The following is a 16,659-nucleotide window of genomic DNA, read 5'->3' as shown; positions in this document are numbered from 1 at the left end:
ACCCGCAGGGCCGATGGCCAGCGGCCGGACGTGGCCGTCAGAAGGGATTCCAGGTCGGCTCGTTGGTGAATTTGAGGTAGCCGATATTGATGCCGAGGCGCGCGCCGACGCCGGAGCGGATGGGCACCATCACGATGTTGGAGCGCTTGATCACGGTCATGCCGAAGCCGCCCACGATATAGGCCGAGCCATCGACGCCGACGAAGCGGCCAAGCACGTCCTGGATCTGGTTGAGGTTATAGACCAGCATCATGACCTTGGAGCCATCGCCGCCAATGTCGAAGCCAACCGAGGGGCCCTGCCAATAGACGTTATATTCGCCGGCATTGCGGGTGTAGAGAACGCCTTCGCCATAGCGGGCGCCGGCAAACAGGGCGCCGCCGGCATCCTCGCCGAGAATGTAGCCATTGGGCAGGCCGAACTGGCTGACCGCGCGCTCGACCAGCGAGGCGAGGCCCTGGCTGGCAGAGCCGAAGAATTCCTTGCCGCTTTCGACCAGGTCTTCGCCGGCATAGGTGTCGCTGAGCGAGCCCTGGGCGAAGGCGGCGGGCACCGGTGCGGCCAGGGCGGCCACCAGGGCGACAAAAAGGGCTAGACGCTTGAACATCGAAATCTCCCGGGCGAAGGCAAAGCGGGCGGTTACGGAGTCGTTAAGGCTTGAACCGTAGTTTTGTAAGGCGGACTTTGGTCGCCGGCATGCCGATCATTGGATCAATGATGAAGCAAACCTCTAAACAAATCTTAACCATGCTTGCCTTTGTTTTGCCGCTATTGGGCATGGCCTGGCTCGCCATTCTGCCGGTTCGGGCGCAGTCGGTGGTGACGCTTTTCGTCACCAATCCGCTGACGGGCGTGGGTATCTATGGCATGGACCCGGTCAGCTATTTCACCGAGCCCGAGCCGCTGCAGGGGCGGGCGGATTTCGAGTATATCTGGCAGAACGTGCCCTGGCATTTCGTCACCGCGGCCAATCGCGACATCTTCAAGGGCTCGCCCGAAATCTATGCGCCGCAATTTGGCGGCCATGGTGCCATGGGCATGGCCCGTGGCTATGTGGCGGACAGCAATCCTTCGATCTACGTGGTGTTCAAGCAGCGCCTCTACCTGTTCTATTCGGCTGCCAATCGCGAGGCCTTCCTGCTGGCGCCCGATGCGGCGGCAATCGCGGCCGAGGCCAATTGGGCGGTGCTGTCCAAGGACCTGTCGATCAACTAGGTCGGCACAGGGCGCGCATTTCGCCTGTCCACTATTGCCGATCACCCTCTAATGTCTGGGAAACTGATTCTATGGAGACTGCACGGATGGACATCATCGAGCTCAAGGCAACCGATCTGGCGGCCATGCTGTGCTCCAGGGTCTGCCATGACCTGATCAACCCCATCGGGGCGATCGGCAACGGGCTCGAAGTGCTGGCTGATCCCAACCAGACCGATATGGCCGAGGGGGCGCGCGACCTGATCGCCAGCGCCGCCCGGCAGAGCCGCGCCAAGCTCGAATTCGCGCGCCTCGCCTATGGGGCATCGTCCACCTCGGGTACCGATATCGACACGCGCGAATGCGAGCGCGTGGCGCGCATCCTGTTCGAGATCGAGAAGGCCGATCTCGAATGGAACGTGCCGCTGATCCTTCTGCCCAAGCACAAGGCCAAGCTGTTCATGAACATGCTGTTGATCGCCGCCATGTCGGTGCCGCGCGGCGGCCAGGTGACGGCATCGATCATCGGCGATGCTGGCAACGAGAAGTTCGAGTTCACCTCCAAGAGCGATCCGGAAAAGCGGCAGAAGACGCTGGTGCCCTCGGGCGCCGCGGGGCTGCTGTCCGGCATGCCCGAAGAAGGCTTTGTCGATGCCCGCGGCATCCAGCCGTTCTATACGGGCCTGCTGGCCCGCATGACCGATATGGAGATCAATATCGGCATCGAGAACGACATGTTCTACCTCACCGCCACGCCCAAACCGGCCGGCGCGGCGCTGGAACAGCCGACAGCGTGATGAGGTGACGCCAAACGTCAGCAGTCTGCTAACCAATTCCTAGGATGTGCTACTCATAATCGAACGAGCGTTAGCCTCCGCGGAGTCCCTCGGGAATGAAATCCTGCCTGATCGTCGATGACTCGAGTGTGGTGCGCAAAGTGGCGCGCCGCATCCTCGAGGACATGGACTATATCGTCGAGGAAGCCGAAGACGGGCAGGACGCCTTCGACAAATGCCGCCAGGAAATGCCGGACGCCATTTTCCTCGACTGGAACATGCCCATCATGAGCGGGCTGGAATTCCTCAAGCTGCTGCGGGCCTATGTCGGCGGCGACAAGCCGCATATCGTCTATTGCACCGTCGAGAATGACATCGGCGCCATCGCCATGGCGCTCAAGGCCGGCGCCAGCGACTACATGATGAAGCCCTTCGACCGCACCATTCTCGAAGCCAAGTTCGACCTGGGTTCATCGCTCGCCGCCTAGGCGATTTTTTCAGCCCTGCCAAGCAGATAGGTCTTTTCACGCTCGTTGCGGGTCAGTTCCGCGGCACGGCGGAATTCCAGCATTGCCTCGGTATGCCGGCCTAGCTTGCCGAGCAGGTCGCCCCGCACGCCATAGAGCAGGTGATAGTTGCGGAGCGTCGGATCGTCCTTGATGGCATCGATCAGCACCAGGGCGGCGGCCGGGCCCTCGGCCATGGACACCGCCACGGCGCGGTTGAGCTCGATCACCGGCGACGGTGTTACCCGGGCCAGGGTGGCGTAGAGCGCGGCAATCCGGGCCCAGTCGGTATCGGCGCCCCTGCGGGCGCGGGCGTGGCAGGCGGCGATGGCGGCCTGGAGCGCATAGGGCGCATTCTCGCCGCCCAGGGCGATGGCCCGGTCGAGCGCCGCCAGGCCGCGGCGGATCAGCAACTGATCCCAGCGCGAGCGATCCTGATCGAGCAGCAGCACCGGCTCGCCCCGGCTGTCGGTGCGGGCGGCAGTGCGAGAGGCCTGGATTTCCATCAGGGCTACAAGGGCATGGACTTCAGCGTCATCGGGCGACAGCCGGGCCAGCGTACGGCCCAGGCGCATGGCCTCCTCGCACAGCTGGGGGCGGATCAGGTCGTCGCCCGAGGTGGCCGAATAGCCTTCGTTGAAGATGAGATAGAGCACGCCCAGGACCGAGCCCAGCCGTTCCTCGCGCTCGGCGCCAACAGGCACTTCGAAGGGAATGCCGGCATCAGCGATGGCCTTCTTGGCGCGGACGATCCGCTGGCCGATGGTGGGTTCGGCGGCGAGGAAGGCGCGGGCGATCTCTTCGGTGGTGAGGCCGCCCAGCAGGCGCAGCGTCAGCGCGACCCTTGATTCTGCTGGCAAAATCGGGTGGCAGGAGGTGAAAATCAGCCGCAGCAGGTCGTCGCCGACATCGTCGTCGAGGTTCTCGATGATGTCGGCCTCGTGGTCGGGTGCATCGTCCTCGATGATGCGGCCGACTTCTTCGAGCTTGGTGGCGGCCATCTTGCGGTGGCGGAAATAGTCGATGGCGCGTCGTTTGGCGGTCTGCATCAGCCAGGCGCCAGGATTGGTGGGAACACCGGTTTCCGGCCACTTCCTGAGGGCAATGACCAGCGCGTCCTGCGCCAGTTCCTCGGCCAGCGAGATGTCGCGGACCATGCGGGTCAGCCCCGCGATGAGCCGGGCCTGCTCGATTTTCCAGACGCTGGTGATGGCGCGATGGGTTTCGGATTCGCTCATGGTGGCGGATGAAACCAGCATCGGTGTCCAGTCGCAACCACTTCGTGGCGAAGGAAAATGGGAGGCCGCTGCCTCCCATTGCGGCACGGCCTATTGGCCCATGAAGCCGGCGGGCGTTTCGCCCTGCAGGAATGGCTCGATGAAGCCATGGAGCAGGTCGACCTGATTGATGACGGCGGTGTGGGACGTCGCGGGCAGGATGGCCAGGCGAGAGGGGGAGAGCGGCGCGCCCATGTCACCCATTTCTCCGCCGCCCAGCAGGCGGAACATGGCCACGTTGTGCTCAAGGGTGGAGACATCGGCGTCGCCGGCTATGATCAGCACTGGGGTCTGGAGCGCCTTGACGTCCGCCTCCCAGGCCATGGGCTCGTGCTCGAGGTCAATCAACCTCTCGACCACGGCGCGGAAGCCGTCGGGATTGGGCGCGAGCTTCTTCCACTCGTCTTCCATGGGGGTGCCGACGAACATTTCGGGGGACATCTGGGGGATGAAGGCGGTGAATGCCGGCTGCCAGCCGGAGACGTCATAGCCCACGGAGGCCGTCACCAACTGATCAACCTTTTCGGGGTGGTCGATGGCGAGACGCAGGGCGGCGGCGGCGCCCATGGAATAGCCGAATATGTCGGCGTTCTCGATGCCGACCTCGTCCATGAAGGTGGCGACGTCGCTGGCGAGATTGGGATAGGTGATGGGCCGGTCGATATCCTCGGTGCGACCGTGGCCCTGAAACTCAAGGGCGTAGACCTTGTGGGTCTCGGCCAGCCTGGGGATGATCTCACCCATGGTGGGGATGTTCATGTAGGCGCCATGCAGGACGATCAGCGGCTCACCCTCGCCGCTGACTTCATAATACATCTGCATGCCGTTGACCTCGACCGTCTGGCCCACGGGCTCGGACTGGGCAAAGGCGGCTGCGCTCATGAGGATGGCTGCGGCAATGGTGATGGCAGGGCGGATCATTCTTGTCTCCTTGGCTGGCGCGCGGCTCCCGACCGCGCTTCTGCCTGAACGACGAGTGGCTGCGTGGCACTTCGACGGGCCAACGAAAATAATCTGCACTGGTCCCCGGCTGCTGTCAGATTGGGTTCATCCTAGCGTCGCTATAGCGGCGCCACCAAACAAGGGGACAACACCAATGCGTCGCACTGCCTTTACCTGCCTGCTGCTCGCGGCTTCGGCCGTTCCTGTTCTGGCCGAGGAGTCGCCCATCGCCAATACCTGGATCGACCAGGTGTCGCGCAGCGGTCCGGCTGCGCCCGAGCCGTGGGGAACAGTCAAGCAGGTCTATGGCGTCACCATTGGTTCGGAATCCGTTGTGCTGGAGGAAACCCAGCTTGCCGATCTGGCTGCCAGGCTCGGCGCCGAGGCGCAGCATTGGGGCGAGGCCGGCGAGGCCGTCAGCTGGGCCTGCCTCAGCCGCAATGCGGAAACGCTCTGGCTCTATTCGGATGGCGAGATGGGCGATGGCGCGGTGACGGGCGTGGGCATCGATGTGCGCGATGCGGCTCCTGCCTCGGCCAAGTGCGGCACCTGGCCGGCCGACATGAATGCCGATCTGGGGATCATGGGCATTGGCCTGCCCACCGACGTGATTATCGGCAACTACCTGACCGGACAGCCGGACGAGTACGGCTGGTTCCGCAGCGTCAACCTCACCCCGGCCGCCACCGCGCCTTTCGAGATCTGGCAGGAGCTGACCTTCCGCGCCAATGAGGATGGCGTGGTCAATGCCGTGGCGGTGATGCAGGAAACCGGCGACTGACCTGAAACTAGACCGGCTGCTGCACCATCCGTCCGGGCCGGCGCAGCAGCCATTCAACGACGAGCAACGGCAGTAGCCAGCTGGCCCAGGCGGTGATGTCATAGGTCTTAAGCATCGGCATGCCTGTCGCCATAAGCGGCAGCATCATCAGCCGCAGCACGACGGCTGCGAAGGTCAGCGCTGCCGAGCGCATCATCCAGGCCCTGTGCGCCGCGATCCGGCGCGCGCGTGCCAGCAGGAAGGCCCGGGCGGTGGTTGCCACCCAGATTACGGCCAGCAGGGCAAAGCCCGTTGTGGCCCATGTTGAGCCCTGGAAACGCGGCAGCATCAGCAGCGAGCCGATGGCGGCGATGGCGATGGACACGGCGTAAGCATAGCCGATGGCGCGGTGTATGCGACGATGCCCGTTGCGCAGGCCGGCCCAGAACTGGAAGGGTGCCAGCAGCAGCGCCAATGGAGCAAAAACGATATGGGCGTAGAGCGGGAGCTTCTCGCTGTCCAGGTAATGAACCAAGTGTGGTGCTGCCTGATCGAAGCCGATGGCGGTTGCCAGTGTCACGACAACGAAGGCCAGTGCCGCGATGACGATGGAGAGAAACCAGAAAAGCCCGGTCGAGGCTCGCTGCATCAGCATGATGGTATCCATCTAGACAGTGTAAAGTTTCTGCAAGATGAAGCGCTATCTTTGCGCTGTCAAGATTGATATGCATTTTCTATGAGCGGTTCTGACTATCACCATGGCGACCTGCGCAATGCGTTGGTGCTCGCCGGCCTCGACATACTCGACCAGGAGGGACTGGAGGGACTGAGCCTGCGGAAGGTGGCGGCCCGCGCCGGCGTTTCACATGCCGCGCCCGCGCATCATTTCGCCAACCGGGAAGGGCTGTTCGTCGCCATCGCGGCCCATGGTTTCGACCGGTTTCGCGACTACATGCTGGAAGATCGTTTTGCCCAGGGAACCGGGCCGCGCGAGCAACTGTTCGGCATCTGCCGTGGCTACCTGCGGTTCTCGCGCGAGCAGCGGGCCCTGTTCCGCCTGAACTTCAGCTTCGAGTACAAGAACCATCCCGATGGCGACCTGCAGGCGGCCTCGCTACGCGCCTACAACGTTCTGGTCGACGTGTGCGCCCTGTTCGAGCCGGATCCTGCCGGCCCCGGTATCAACGAACTCAAGGTGTGGTCGACCGTGCATGGCTACGCCACGCTGTCGCTGTTCCGGCGCGGCCAGACACCTCAGGGCGAACCGGTTCCGATCGAACTGCTGTTGCCCGATCTCAAGCCGCTTGCGCAGGGCTAGCAGGTCGAGGCGGGTGACTGTTTCGTAATGCCGAGACCGGTGGCGTTGGCGAGGCAGCGGGCCACAATGAGGCGGTGAAATGGGTAGACCAGCGTCAGGTAGGTGCGGCCAAGCAGGTTGTGTGGCCGCACCCAAGTGCTGAGGGCCACCAGGTCATCCTGCCGCGAGCGCAGGATGGAGATGCGGAAATCGAGGTGCTTGTCATCGCTGCCGAGGATGACCTCGTCGTCGGTGGCGGCGTGGACAGCGAAAATGCCGGGATAGGTGGCCGAGACGATCTCGTCACGCGTCGGGGGCCGCAAATCAAGCTCGGTGCCCGTCTTGAGGCCGAGGGGGGTGACCAGCCTGTCGCGCAGCGCCAGCAAGGCAACAACCCAGCGCGGTATGTTGAAGAAGGTGGCGATGGTGAGGGTGGCGGCGTCGGGGGCAGGGTGGGGCAGTGGCACCGATTGTCCGTCGAGGAAGTCGCCGTTGGCGTAGTACCGCCGCAGCAGACCCTTTGCGGGATAGTCATAGTTGCGGGCCATGCCGATCCTCCGTCAGTCGATGAAGGCAGCATAGAGGCGGATCGATCGGCGGCGCCTACGAAATGGTGTCGCAGCGGCGAGGCGCCACAGGGCACAAACAAAAGCCCCGCGCGAGTGATCGCGCGGGGCTTTTGTTGACGCCGGAGCCTGGGAGCCTAGGCGACGTTCTCGCTATAGACTTCGTCTGCATCGGGCTCGCGCAGCACGTAGCCGCGGCCCCAGACGGTCTCGATGTAATTCTTGCCACCGGTGGCCACGCTGAGTTTCTTGCGGAGCTTGCAGATGAACACGTCGATGATCTTGAGCTCGGGCTCGTCCATGCCACCATAGAGATGGTTGAGGAACATTTCCTTGGTGAGCGTGGTCCCCTTGCGGAGGGAGAGCAGCTCGAGCATCTGGTATTCCTTGCCGGTGAGGTGCACCCGCTGGGTCTGCACTTCGACGGTCTTGGTATCCAGGTTAACCGTGAGATCGCCGGTCTGGATGACCGACTGGGCGTGACCCTTGGACCGGCGGACGATGGCGTGGATGCGGGCCACGAGTTCGTCCTTGTGGAAGGGCTTGGTCATGTAGTCGTCGGCGCCGAAGCCGAGACCACGAACCTTGTCCTCGATACCGGCCAGACCGCTCAGGATCAGGATCGGCGTCTGAACCTTGGCGACGCGCAGGGTGCGAAGCACCTCGTAGCCGCTCATGTCGGGCAGGTTCAGGTCGAGAAGGATGATGTCGTAATCATAGAGCTTACCAAGATCGACGCCTTCTTCACCGAGATCGGTGGTGTAGACGTTGAAGCTTTCGGACTTCAGCATCAGCTCGATGCTCTGCGCCGTAGCGCTGTCGTCCTCAATAAGGAGTACCCGCATTATATTCCCCTTGCCATTCGTTCCTGCTGGAACCGTGGGACCTCGACTGCCCACGCCAACCCTACTGGATATGACTGAACCCTAAGCCCAAATAGTTAACAAAGTTTAATTCGGTTCGGCAATACGCAAACGACGTTAGGGTAAATTAAGTCTAAGTCGTTGAAATTTAAGGGTTAATCTTATTGAATTTTCTTAAGAAAATGGTTTAAGAAGAGGTTTCAACCGACTCTTTCGACTCAAGCAATTGTGGCTATGTCAGGGGGTTGGCGGGTGGTCGGTCCGAAGTGGCGGACGGACGGGGCCAAACCCTCAAATAGCGCGTTTTGCTTAATGATCGGTTACTGTGTGATTCGTGGCCTGAGACGATTCGAGCGACCGGGAAACCATAGTTTGATGATGTCGACGAAGGGAAGCTGAACGCGAAATGAAGGCACTGATCTCTGCGATCGATGCGATTGACGATGTCGAGGTGTTCGGCCGCGTCAAATCCGTGCAGGGGCTGCTGATCGAAATCGTCGGCCCAGTGCGCGAGTTGCGGGTAGGCGGCCGGGTGCAGATCGAAACCGTCAATGGCGAGCGGCTGGGCGCGGAGATCATCGGCTTCAAGGATGGGCACGCGCTCTGCCTGCCGTTTGGGCAGCTGAGCGGGGTTCGACTGGGCTGCAAGGCAGTGTTCCAGCGCCATGATGGCGCGGCCTTTCCGTCGCAGGGCTGGCTTGGCAGGGTGATCAATGCCGATGGCGAGCCGATCGACGGCAAGGGGCCGCTGCCGCGCGGGGCGACGCCCTATCCGCTGCGGCAGAACCCGCTGCTGGCGCATGACCGGGTGCGCGTGGGCGATCCGCTGGAGCTGGGGGTGCGGTGCCTCAATACGTTCACCACGCTGTGCGAGGGCCAGCGCATGGGCATCTTTGCCGGCTCAGGCGTGGGCAAGTCGGTGCTCATGTCCATGCTGGCGCGCAATGCCAATGTGGATGTGGCGATCATCGGGCTGATCGGCGAGCGCGGCCGCGAAGTGCACGAATTCATCCAGGAATATCTGGGCGAGGAGGGGCTGGCGCATGCGGTGGTGGTGGTCGCCACCTCGGACGAGGCGGCGCTGATGCGCCGGCAGGCGGCCTATATGAGCCTGGCGCTGTCGGAATATTTCCGCGACCAGGGCCTGCGGGTGCTGTGCATGATGGACAGCCTGACCCGCTTTGCCATGGCGCAACGCGAGATTGGCCTGGCCATCGGGGAACCTCCGACGGCCAAGGGTTATCCACCGACGGTGTTCACCGAATTGCCACGATTGCTCGAACGCGCGGGTCCAGGCACAGCCACGACAGGTTCTGTTACCGGACTGTTTACCGTTTTAGTCGAAGGTGATGATCACAATGAGCCCATTGCGGACGCCGTGCGCGGTATTCTGGATGGGCACATCGTAATGGAGCGCGGGATCGCCGAGCGGGGACGCTACCCGGCGGTCAACGTGCTCCGGTCCATCTCGCGCACCATGCCAGGGTGCGTGCCGGTCGAAGTCCGGCCCGTCCTGCAAAAGGCGCGAGAGCTCATGTCCATCTATTCGGACATGGAGGAACTGATCCGGCTGGGGGCTTACCGGAAAGGGTCAGATCCGAAAGTGGACCGCGCGATCGCCATCAATCCCGCGCTCGAGGCGTTTCTCGGGCAGCAGCGGGAAGAGACGACGACCATCGCCGAGGGCTACAAAATGCTCGAAGCGATCGTCGACGAGGCGGGTGCGGCGGGCTGATGGGACAGTGTATTTGTCCCGGAACTGACTTGGTGTGTAAGGAGTACAGGTCTTGAAATCGCGCAGCGAGAGCCTCATTCGGCTCAAGAAGTTCCAGGTGGATGAGAAGCGCCGTCAGGTCGCGCAGATCGAAATGATGATTGCCGATTTCGAACGCATGGCGTCCGAACTCGACCAGCAGATCGAAATCGAGCACACCAAGACCGGCATTTCCGACGTCGCCCATTTCGCCTATTCGACCTTTGCCAAGGCCGCGCTGACGCGGCGCGACAACCTGCTCAACTCCGCCAGCGACATGCGGGGCAAGCTCGAAGCGGCCCAGGATGGACTGGCCGAGGCGCTCGAAGACCTCAAGAAGGTCGAACTGCTGGACCAGCGCGAGCACCAGCGCGAGGCTGCCGAGCAGCTCAAGGTCGAGCAAAGCGAATATGACGAGATCGGCCGACTGCGGTTTTCGCGGCAGTAACTGACTTATGGCGAGTGTCTGGGCGGAAGCGCCCCGGCAGCCGGGGCGCGGGCGCGATTGCTAGGCGGCTATGCCGCTGGTCTGTCCACCACCGGCCAGCACGATGGCCTCGACCATCTCGTCGAGCTTGTCCAGGGCCAGCCTGATTTCATCGAGTGTCGCGGTTACGCCTGCGGGCGACCGCCGAAGTGCCGGCGCGTTGGGCAGGGCATTGGCGTCCGACAGCCAGCGCGCCAGCAGCGCCCGCTTGCGGGCGATGGTCAGCAGCGGATCGGCGACGATTTCGCGGGGGTGGTAGTAACCGACGAAGTCGGCACGCGTGATTTCGGCGATGTCGAAGGGATTGGTAACGAGATCGAGGTCAGTCCTCATAGCTACATCCTCAATTGAGCAACATAGATACAGGGAGAAGCTTCAGCTCTCACCCGGCAGCCGCCGGGCAATATCGATCTGGTATTTCTGTTGCCGATTTCAAGGGGTTGGCAGCGACTCGCTGGCGGCGGTCAGGGCGCGATCGACATGCGCTGGGTTTCGCGCTGGTCGGCATAGGTTGCCGGATCGTAAGCGGGCTGGGTTTCGAGCTGCTCGCGCGTCGTGTTGAGAAACAGGTAGCGGTTGCCGAAGGTATCGGCGGAGAAGACCAGGTTGTCGTAGCCCACCGCGACGGGCTTGGCGCCCAGGCCCAGGAAGCCGCCGACATCGACGATAACGGCGTCGAAGCTGCCATCGGGGTTGGCGATGACATCCCCGATGGTGCCGATCTGCTCGTCATTAATGCCATAGACGCCGATGCCGCGCAGGTCCTCGGCCGTGAGGCCGGCTTCGTCGAATTCGGAAAAGCCGGAGCGGTCAAGCGGGGTGGTGATGGTGGGGCGCTCGGACTGATCGGTGGTCAAAGCGGGGTCGATATCGGTGGTGTCGTTGGGGTCGCCGTCGACCAGCTGGTCCTCTTCCTCTTGCGGGGTCAGCGCGGTCTCGCCCGTCATGGCCTCGCTGTCGGACCAGGCGAAGGCGGGGGCCGCGGCAAGCGCGTCGGCCGTGGTGGCAAGCACCCAGCGGCGGGAGCCGTGCTCGCGCTGGGCCCATTTGAGCTGGGCGAAATCAACAGCCACATCCTTTTCGCCGACGCCGAGGAAACCGCCCACGCTGATGACCACCGCTGATATGCCGAGCCCTGATGTTACCACCATGTCACTGACGGTGCCGATTTCCTCGGCGGAATCCTCGATCGAGGAAAAGACGGTTTCGCCCAGCAGGCGGGTGACCAGCACGTCCTGGCCGCTGGCCGCATAGCCTTGCGAGAGCACGGTGGGTGGCGTGAGCCCGCTCTGTTCCAGCTCGGTGGCCGGCGCAGCGGCCTGCCCGAAAGCGGGGGAGAGCAGCAGCAACAAGGTCATGGCCGGCGCAGTGACGAGCGAACGCAGCATATGGGGTCTCCTGTGACGCAGATGGGCCGGCCCGAGGGCCGGCCCATCCAGGGGATAATCCGCGAGGGACCAGTTGGTTGCCGGAGCGGCCGGCCAACGACTACAGGTCGGTGGCGCGGAGGCTAGGATCGGCCGCGTAGGCGGCTTCGTCATATTCGGGGGCAGCTTCGAGCTGCTCGCGAGTGAAGTCGCTATAGACCAGCAGATCGCCATCGGCATTGGCAGCGAATTCAAGGTTTTCCATGCCCACGGCAACCCGCTTCTGGCCAATGCCGAGGAAGCCACCAAAGTCGACCAGCATGGCGTCGATCTTGCCATCCTGGGTCAGCAGCAGGTCTTCGACTTCGGCAATGTCGTCGCCATCGGGGCCAATCACGGTGGCGTCGGTGAGGTTCTCGGCCGTCAGGGCTTCGGCCTCAAGGGGCTCATAGCCTTCCCGGGCCATCGGCGCGGCGCCGTCAGCGGCCGGGGCCATGGCGTTATCCGCTGCCGGGGCAGCAGGGGCGGCCGGATCGGCTGGAGCCATTGCGTCGGTCTCGGCATCTACGGCGTCAGCGTTGGCATCGACCTCATCAGCATCGACGGGCTCATCGTCCGACCAGACGAAATCCGGTGCTGCGGTGAGCGCATCAGCCGTGGTAGGGAGCACCCAGCGTTCCGTATTGTCGGCAGCGAGGGTGAATTCAAGCTGCTGGAAGTCGACGGCGACGGCCTTTTCGCCGATGCCGAGGAAGCCGCCCACGGCGATGACCACGGCCTTGATCTGACCGTTCTCGTCGAAGACGATATCGTCGATATTGCCGATTTCCTCGGCGTCGTCGCCGGCGCTGGAATAGACGGGCTGACCGATCAGGCGGGTGCCGAGATTGTCGGTATCAGCGGCGACATAGCCGGCCGACATGTCCCAGGGCTCGTTGACATCGGTTTCTTCCATGGCGCCCGATTCAACCGGGGTGGCCTCGGTTGCGGCCGGCGCAGCTGCGTCGGCAGGGGCTGCCGGATCGGCAGGAGCTTCAGTGGTTGCGGGGGCCGCCGGATCAGCGGCAGGCGTGGCATCCTGGGCGATGGCGCCGCCCGCGAGCAGTGCGGCAAGGGCGGTGGTGGCCAAAAGGGTGCGGATCATTATAGGCTCCGTAGGTTCATCGTTGAGGTGAACGGGCCGTGCGGTGCAAAACTTTGCCGGTGGAGCACCGTGCGGCCCATGATGCCTCGACAACGCGACGACTGCGCGAGATGTTCCGACGCTTTTGTCGAGCTGACCGATGACGAATTGAAAAAGGCCGACCTCGAAAACGAGATCGGCCTTCTCCGCCTCCCTGGCGGTTTTTGTTCTGGGTGCTGCGCTGCCATGGGCGCGCAAGCTGCCCGACATCGCCGACAATAGCGCAAATGCCGGGGCAGGGAATGGCTCGTCGAGCGACAGGCTTAAGAGCGCGCTAACTGGTTAATGGGGCAGGCGGCGCCCATGCACCAGGTCGTGCACGAAGCCCAGTTTTTCGATCACCGCGGGCGTCAGGATGAACGGGTAGGCATCCGGGTGGCCCATGGCGCGGTTGAGATTGTTGAGCATGGAGGCCAGCGGCACCCAGTTGTCGATGATGGTCTGCACGTCGCGCTGCACATAGGGGTCGAAATCGACATGCACGGCAAGGCCAACATCTTCGGTGCGGGGGCGGGCGCGCACACCGAAGGCCGAGGCCATTTCCACGGTGTCGGTGATGTGGAGATAATGCGCGAAGGTCTCGGCGAAATCCTCCCATGGATGGGCGGTGGCATAGGCGCTGATATAGTTCTGCGGCCAGCCCGCCGGGGCGCCGCTGGCATAGTAAGCTCGCAGCGCCTCGCCGTAGTCGGCCCGCTCGTCGCCGAACAAAGTGCGAAAGCGATCCTGTGACGGCTGGCGATCGACCAGCAGATCCCAGTAATGATGGCCGATCTCGTGGCGAAAATGGCCGAGCAGGGTGCGGTAGGGCTCGCCCATGCTGGCGCGTCGCGCCTCGCGCTCAGCGTCGTCGGCTTCGGCTAGCGCGATGGTGATGACGCCGCCCTCATGGCCGGTCAGCACCGGACCGGCGGCGACCGGGAGGTCTGCCAGGAAGCGGAAGGACAGGCCATGGGCGGGGTTTTCGTTGCGCGTCTCAAGCGGCAGGTCCATGCGCAGCAGGGAATAGATCAGGCGCTTCTTGGCGCGCTCGATGATCTGCCAGCGCAGCAGGTTGCGCTGGTCGGCGATGGCGGGGATGGTGTCATTGTGGCGGCAGGCGGCGCAGTAGATGTCGCCGCCCGGTTCGGCGCGGATCAGCCAGTTGCAGGCGCCGTGATGGGCGTTTTCGCAGAAGACATAGGCGTCATCGGGGAAGGCCGGTGTCGACCACAGCCCGCCGTCCTCGACCAGCGAGACCAGCGCGTTGCTCTCGGGCAGATAGCCGAGCTGATGGCCACAGCGCTCGCACAGCGCATTCTCGAAATAGACGGTATTGCCGCAATGGTCGCAGACGAACAGTTTCATGGAAGGCCCCGGGATTGCCTGCATCAATGCGCCCGGGCAGGGGCGCGTTCCGTGGGGATTATGCAGGTTGCGCGCTGGCATGGCAGGTCAATCGTGGGCATGGTCGACATTTCGGCCCCAATGGAGACCAGGCATGAGCATCGAATTCCTCGTCACCACGCTGATCGTGGTCGTATCGCCCGGCACTGGTGCGCTTTACACCATTGCGGCTGGGTTGAGCAGGGGCCACAGGGCCAGCCTTTGGGCGGCACTTGGCTGTACGCTCGGCATCGTGCCGCACATGCTGGCCGCCATTACCGGGCTGGCCGCGATCCTGCATACCAGTGCGCTGGCCTTCGAGATCATCAAGTATCTGGGCGTTGCCTATCTGCTCTACATGGCCTGGGCGACCCTGAGGGAATCCGGCGCGCTGAGCGTGGAGGCGGACCGGGAGCCGAAATCGGCGGGCAAGGTGATCGTTGAATCGGTGCTGATCAACATCCTCAATCCGAAGCTCTCGATCTTCTTTTTCGCCTTCCTGCCGCAATTCGTTCCTGCGGCAACACACAATGCACTGATGCGCATGCTGGAGTTGAGCGGGGTGTTCATGGCGATGACGTTTGTGGTGTTTGCGGCCTATGGACTGTTCGCTGCAGCCATTCGCGGGCACGTGATTTCCAGGCCGGCCATCATGGTCTGGATGCGGCGCACATTTGCCGGCGCCTTCGTGCTGCTGGGGGCCAGGCTGGCTTTGACGGAGCGATAGCCGGGCTTGAAATTCCGGGAGCCTCTGACGGCAACCCGATGCCGGCCGGCGCCGTTATGACCGGTTGAGGAGGATACCGCCATGCACACACTACATGAGACCGACATCCGCACCCGCGCCTATGCGCTGTGGGAAAGTGATGGCTCGCCAGAGGGGCGGGCGCTCGACTACTGGCTGCGCGCGCAGCGCGAACTGAGCGAGGAAACGGAACTGGACCGGTCCGAAGAAGAGGCTGAGGTGACCCAGCCGACGCCGCCGGCCGGTTTTCCCGCGCATTGATCGACGGGCGCGCCAGCGGCTCGTCCAGGTTCGCCGGCCGTGGCAGCCCGCGTCGCCGCTACGGCTCGACCCGGATGGTATAGTGACGGGGCAGGCCGGCGGTGACCTCGGCCCAGGCCGATGCCTTGGCCCGCGCCTGATGCGCTTCGAAAGCGACCCGGTCGGCAAAGACCTCGGAGACGAGAAAGCGGTTCGGCTCGCTCGGGCTGGGGGTGACGTCGAAGGCAAGGCAGCCGGGTTCGGCGCGCGTCAGGGCGATATGATCGGGCAGCGCCTGGGTCACCGTGGCGGCGCGGTCGGGCGGTACTTCCAGATAGCCATCGAGACGGACCTTGTCGGACATTTCGCGGCTCCTTAGAGGGTCAGGGCTTCTGCGACGGTGAGGTATTCCCGGCCCGTTGCCGTCTCGCCGATTTCCATCAGGTGGAGGCCGGTGGAGACCCGTTCGATATAGCCCCATTGCCAGATGGCTTCGGCCGGAACCTGCGTGCGCGAGGTGAGGTGGCGGGCATGGCTGCGGGCGATGTCGTGGGCGTGGCGGCCGGTGACGCCTTCATGCCAGGCACGCAGCAGGACACCCAGATCGTAGGCGGGCTCGATGACGAGGCCATCGGGATCGATGAACTTCCAATGTCGCCCGGCGCTCCCGGGCACTTCCAGGATATTGGCAGGGTGCGGGTCGCCATGGGCCAGTACGGCATTTTCCGGCCGCCAGGCGGCAGCGCGGTCCCGGCAATACATCAAGGCGGTGTCGAGCACGGCCTGGGAGCATGGCTGGCCCAGCGCCTGACAGAGCCGCAGCATGGCCGCGGCCAGGCTATTGGCCTTTTCGGCCCCGGTGATCCAGGTGAAGCCGGGGGGAACCGGCATCCACGCATCGAGCAGGGTGCCACACATGACGTCGATCTTGGTGCTGTAGGGCATGTCGTGTTCATCGAGGCGGCCGCCCAGGCGTTCGAGTAGCATGGCGTGGCGGGCGGCATCCTGGCGGACCAGCCGCACATAGCCCTTGCCGCGGGCGAGGGCGAGAACGGTGATCTCCTGCCGACCGAGCTGGCTGGCCGGCGTTGGGAGCTTGATGATGAAAGTGTCGCCGGCGGCATCGGTGGCTTCGGCGACAAAGGCCGTGCTGCCGCCCGGCATCGCCTCGCCGATCGTGAGGCCCCATTCGTGTTCGAGTTCGGAGAGGGTCTGGTCGAGGCCTGCCAGCCAGGCTCGCCCGTCCGCGCCTTCGGTCTCGGCGCGGCGGCGGACAATGTCGGGGAGGGGGAACCTGACATTGTCGCTCATGGTCAGACGCTGCCGACGGTCTTGAGG

At 63.6% G+C, this 16,659-nt stretch carries 21 protein-coding genes; 9 read left to right on the top strand and 12 right to left on the bottom strand.

From position 1 onward, the window contains the following. Window positions 1-37 precede the first annotated feature (37 nt). Complete coding sequence (locus IH615_RS13385; RefSeq protein ID WP_291362374.1) at window positions 38-607, bottom strand: DUF1134 domain-containing protein; 570 nt, start codon at window positions 605-607, stop codon at window positions 38-40. Between the two features lie 140 nt (window positions 608-747). On the opposite strand from IH615_RS13385, the gene IH615_RS13380 reads away from it, so the two are divergent. From IH615_RS13380 to IH615_RS13370, 3 genes are all read left to right on the top strand, one after another. Beyond that, entirely contained in the window at window positions 748-1,215 is a 468-nt protein-coding gene (locus IH615_RS13380) for a YHS domain-containing (seleno)protein (protein ID WP_291362373.1), read from the top strand. 86 nt (window positions 1,216-1,301) lie between these two features. Continuing rightward, window positions 1,302-1,991, top strand: a complete 690-nt coding sequence (chpT, locus tag IH615_RS13375; protein WP_291362372.1) for a histidine phosphotransferase ChpT — start codon at window positions 1,302-1,304, stop codon at window positions 1,989-1,991. Window positions 1,992-2,086: 95 nt separating this feature from the next. After that, the gene (locus IH615_RS13370; protein ID WP_291362371.1) at window positions 2,087-2,458 is read left to right on the top strand and encodes a response regulator; all 372 of its coding nucleotides are present in this window, start codon (window positions 2,087-2,089) and stop codon (window positions 2,456-2,458) included. Here the strand turns inward: IH615_RS13370 and IH615_RS13365 are convergent. Together IH615_RS13365 and IH615_RS13360 are read right to left on the bottom strand one after the other, a co-directional pair. Next, a complete protein-coding gene (locus IH615_RS13365) occupies window positions 2,455-3,735 on the bottom strand; it encodes an RNA polymerase sigma factor (RefSeq protein ID WP_291362370.1) in 1,281 nt (426 codons plus the stop codon). The genes IH615_RS13370 and IH615_RS13365 overlap by 4 nt on opposite strands. A gap of 69 nt (window positions 3,736-3,804) precedes the next feature. Then, entirely contained in the window at window positions 3,805-4,674 is an 870-nt protein-coding gene (locus tag IH615_RS13360) for an alpha/beta hydrolase (RefSeq protein WP_291362369.1), read from the bottom strand. A gap of 175 nt (window positions 4,675-4,849) precedes the next feature. On the opposite strand from IH615_RS13360, the gene IH615_RS13355 reads away from it, so the two are divergent. Then, complete coding sequence (locus IH615_RS13355) at window positions 4,850-5,476, top strand: hypothetical protein (RefSeq protein ID WP_291362368.1); 627 nt, start codon at window positions 4,850-4,852, stop codon at window positions 5,474-5,476. A gap of 7 nt (window positions 5,477-5,483) precedes the next feature. On the opposite strand, the gene IH615_RS13350 is transcribed toward IH615_RS13355, so the two are convergent. Then, window positions 5,484-6,110, bottom strand: a complete 627-nt coding sequence (locus IH615_RS13350; protein WP_291362367.1) for a DUF2306 domain-containing protein — start codon at window positions 6,108-6,110, stop codon at window positions 5,484-5,486. Window positions 6,111-6,191: 81 nt separating this feature from the next. Here IH615_RS13350 and IH615_RS13345 point away from each other — a divergent pair, with 81 nt between their 5' ends. Continuing rightward, the gene (locus IH615_RS13345; RefSeq protein WP_291362366.1) at window positions 6,192-6,773 is read left to right on the top strand and encodes a TetR/AcrR family transcriptional regulator; all 582 of its coding nucleotides are present in this window, start codon (window positions 6,192-6,194) and stop codon (window positions 6,771-6,773) included. Here the strand turns inward: IH615_RS13345 and IH615_RS13340 are convergent. Then, on the bottom strand, window positions 6,770-7,300 hold the full coding sequence (locus IH615_RS13340; protein WP_291362365.1) for a DUF2867 domain-containing protein: 531 nt from the start codon (window positions 7,298-7,300) through the stop codon (window positions 6,770-6,772). The two genes, IH615_RS13345 and IH615_RS13340, sit on opposite strands and share 4 nt — an antisense overlap. A gap of 155 nt (window positions 7,301-7,455) precedes the next feature. Continuing rightward, window positions 7,456-8,163, bottom strand: a complete 708-nt coding sequence (gene ctrA / locus IH615_RS13335; protein WP_291362364.1) for a response regulator transcription factor CtrA — start codon at window positions 8,161-8,163, stop codon at window positions 7,456-7,458. Between the two features lie 424 nt (window positions 8,164-8,587). On the opposite strand from ctrA, the gene fliI reads away from it, so the two are divergent. Both fliI and fliJ read left to right on the top strand, forming a co-directional pair. After that, the gene (gene fliI, locus IH615_RS13330) at window positions 8,588-9,916 is read left to right on the top strand and encodes a flagellar protein export ATPase FliI (RefSeq protein WP_291362363.1); all 1,329 of its coding nucleotides are present in this window, start codon (window positions 8,588-8,590) and stop codon (window positions 9,914-9,916) included. 52 nt (window positions 9,917-9,968) lie between these two features. Next, window positions 9,969-10,382: a flagellar export protein FliJ gene (gene fliJ, locus IH615_RS13325; RefSeq protein ID WP_291362362.1), complete on the top strand. Its 414-nt coding sequence runs from the start codon at window positions 9,969-9,971 to the stop codon at window positions 10,380-10,382. Window positions 10,383-10,442: 60 nt separating this feature from the next. Here the strand turns inward: fliJ and IH615_RS13320 are convergent, their stop codons facing one another. The 4 genes from IH615_RS13320 to IH615_RS13305 form a co-directional block, all read right to left on the bottom strand. Next, window positions 10,443-10,754, bottom strand: a complete 312-nt coding sequence (locus IH615_RS13320; protein ID WP_291362361.1) for a hypothetical protein — start codon at window positions 10,752-10,754, stop codon at window positions 10,443-10,445. A gap of 131 nt (window positions 10,755-10,885) precedes the next feature. Continuing rightward, on the bottom strand, window positions 10,886-11,809 hold the full coding sequence (locus tag IH615_RS13315; protein ID WP_291362360.1) for a PRC-barrel domain-containing protein: 924 nt from the start codon (window positions 11,807-11,809) through the stop codon (window positions 10,886-10,888). Window positions 11,810-11,909: 100 nt separating this feature from the next. Then, window positions 11,910-12,932: a PRC-barrel domain-containing protein gene (locus IH615_RS13310; RefSeq protein ID WP_291362359.1), complete on the bottom strand. Its 1,023-nt coding sequence runs from the start codon at window positions 12,930-12,932 to the stop codon at window positions 11,910-11,912. Between the two features lie 321 nt (window positions 12,933-13,253). Continuing rightward, a complete protein-coding gene (locus tag IH615_RS13305; protein ID WP_291362358.1) occupies window positions 13,254-14,318 on the bottom strand; it encodes a putative zinc-binding peptidase in 1,065 nt (354 codons plus the stop codon). Window positions 14,319-14,451: 133 nt separating this feature from the next. On the opposite strand from IH615_RS13305, the gene IH615_RS13300 reads away from it, so the two are divergent. Together IH615_RS13300 and IH615_RS13295 are read left to right on the top strand one after the other, a co-directional pair. After that, on the top strand, window positions 14,452-15,063 hold the full coding sequence (locus tag IH615_RS13300; protein WP_291362357.1) for a LysE family translocator: 612 nt from the start codon (window positions 14,452-14,454) through the stop codon (window positions 15,061-15,063). Between the two features lie 81 nt (window positions 15,064-15,144). Next, a complete protein-coding gene (locus IH615_RS13295) occupies window positions 15,145-15,342 on the top strand; it encodes a DUF2934 domain-containing protein (protein ID WP_291362356.1) in 198 nt (65 codons plus the stop codon). A gap of 58 nt (window positions 15,343-15,400) precedes the next feature. On the opposite strand, the gene IH615_RS13290 is transcribed toward IH615_RS13295, so the two are convergent. Continuing rightward, a complete protein-coding gene (locus IH615_RS13290; RefSeq protein ID WP_291362355.1) occupies window positions 15,401-15,685 on the bottom strand; it encodes a putative quinol monooxygenase in 285 nt (94 codons plus the stop codon). 11 nt (window positions 15,686-15,696) lie between these two features. Further along, window positions 15,697-16,659 (bottom strand): aminoglycoside phosphotransferase family protein (locus tag IH615_RS13285; RefSeq protein ID WP_291362354.1); only part of this gene is annotated, 963 nt, incomplete at its 5' end.

The sequence above is a fragment of the Devosia sp. genome (genome assembly GCF_014860165.1).
Taxonomy (GTDB): Bacteria; Pseudomonadota; Alphaproteobacteria; order Rhizobiales; family Devosiaceae; genus Devosia.
The sequence above is the reverse complement of the archived record's forward strand: the minus strand, read 5'-3'. Positions and strand labels throughout refer to the sequence as shown.

Excerpts from the sequence above, each read along its gene's own strand:
- IH615_RS13385 (WP_291362374.1), bottom strand. The coding sequence starts at position 607 with ATGTTCAAGCGTCTAGCCCTTTTTGTCGCCCTGGTGGCCGCCCTGGCC.
- IH615_RS13380 (WP_291362373.1), top strand. The coding sequence starts at position 748 with ATGCTTGCCTTTGTTTTGCCGCTATTGGGCATGGCCTGGCTCGCCATT.
- chpT (WP_291362372.1), top strand. The coding sequence starts at position 1,302 with ATGGACATCATCGAGCTCAAGGCAACCGATCTGGCGGCCATGCTGTGC.
- IH615_RS13370 (WP_291362371.1), top strand. The coding sequence starts at position 2,087 with ATGAAATCCTGCCTGATCGTCGATGACTCGAGTGTGGTGCGCAAAGTG.
- IH615_RS13365 (WP_291362370.1), bottom strand. The coding sequence starts at position 3,735 with ATGCTGGTTTCATCCGCCACCATGAGCGAATCCGAAACCCATCGCGCC.
- IH615_RS13360 (WP_291362369.1), bottom strand. The coding sequence starts at position 4,674 with ATGATCCGCCCTGCCATCACCATTGCCGCAGCCATCCTCATGAGCGCA.
- IH615_RS13355 (WP_291362368.1), top strand. The coding sequence starts at position 4,850 with ATGCGTCGCACTGCCTTTACCTGCCTGCTGCTCGCGGCTTCGGCCGTT.
- IH615_RS13350 (WP_291362367.1), bottom strand. The coding sequence starts at position 6,110 with ATGCTGATGCAGCGAGCCTCGACCGGGCTTTTCTGGTTTCTCTCCATC.
- IH615_RS13345 (WP_291362366.1), top strand. The coding sequence starts at position 6,192 with ATGAGCGGTTCTGACTATCACCATGGCGACCTGCGCAATGCGTTGGTG.
- IH615_RS13340 (WP_291362365.1), bottom strand. The coding sequence starts at position 7,300 with ATGGCCCGCAACTATGACTATCCCGCAAAGGGTCTGCTGCGGCGGTAC.
- ctrA (WP_291362364.1), bottom strand. The coding sequence starts at position 8,163 with ATGCGGGTACTCCTTATTGAGGACGACAGCGCTACGGCGCAGAGCATC.
- fliI (WP_291362363.1), top strand. The coding sequence starts at position 8,588 with ATGAAGGCACTGATCTCTGCGATCGATGCGATTGACGATGTCGAGGTG.
- IH615_RS13320 (WP_291362361.1), bottom strand. The coding sequence starts at position 10,754 with ATGAGGACTGACCTCGATCTCGTTACCAATCCCTTCGACATCGCCGAA.
- IH615_RS13315 (WP_291362360.1), bottom strand. The coding sequence starts at position 11,809 with ATGCTGCGTTCGCTCGTCACTGCGCCGGCCATGACCTTGTTGCTGCTG.
- IH615_RS13310 (WP_291362359.1), bottom strand. The coding sequence starts at position 12,932 with ATGATCCGCACCCTTTTGGCCACCACCGCCCTTGCCGCACTGCTCGCG.
- IH615_RS13305 (WP_291362358.1), bottom strand. The coding sequence starts at position 14,318 with ATGAAACTGTTCGTCTGCGACCATTGCGGCAATACCGTCTATTTCGAG.
- IH615_RS13300 (WP_291362357.1), top strand. The coding sequence starts at position 14,452 with ATGAGCATCGAATTCCTCGTCACCACGCTGATCGTGGTCGTATCGCCC.
- IH615_RS13295 (WP_291362356.1), top strand. The coding sequence starts at position 15,145 with ATGCACACACTACATGAGACCGACATCCGCACCCGCGCCTATGCGCTG.
- IH615_RS13290 (WP_291362355.1), bottom strand. The coding sequence starts at position 15,685 with ATGTCCGACAAGGTCCGTCTCGATGGCTATCTGGAAGTACCGCCCGAC.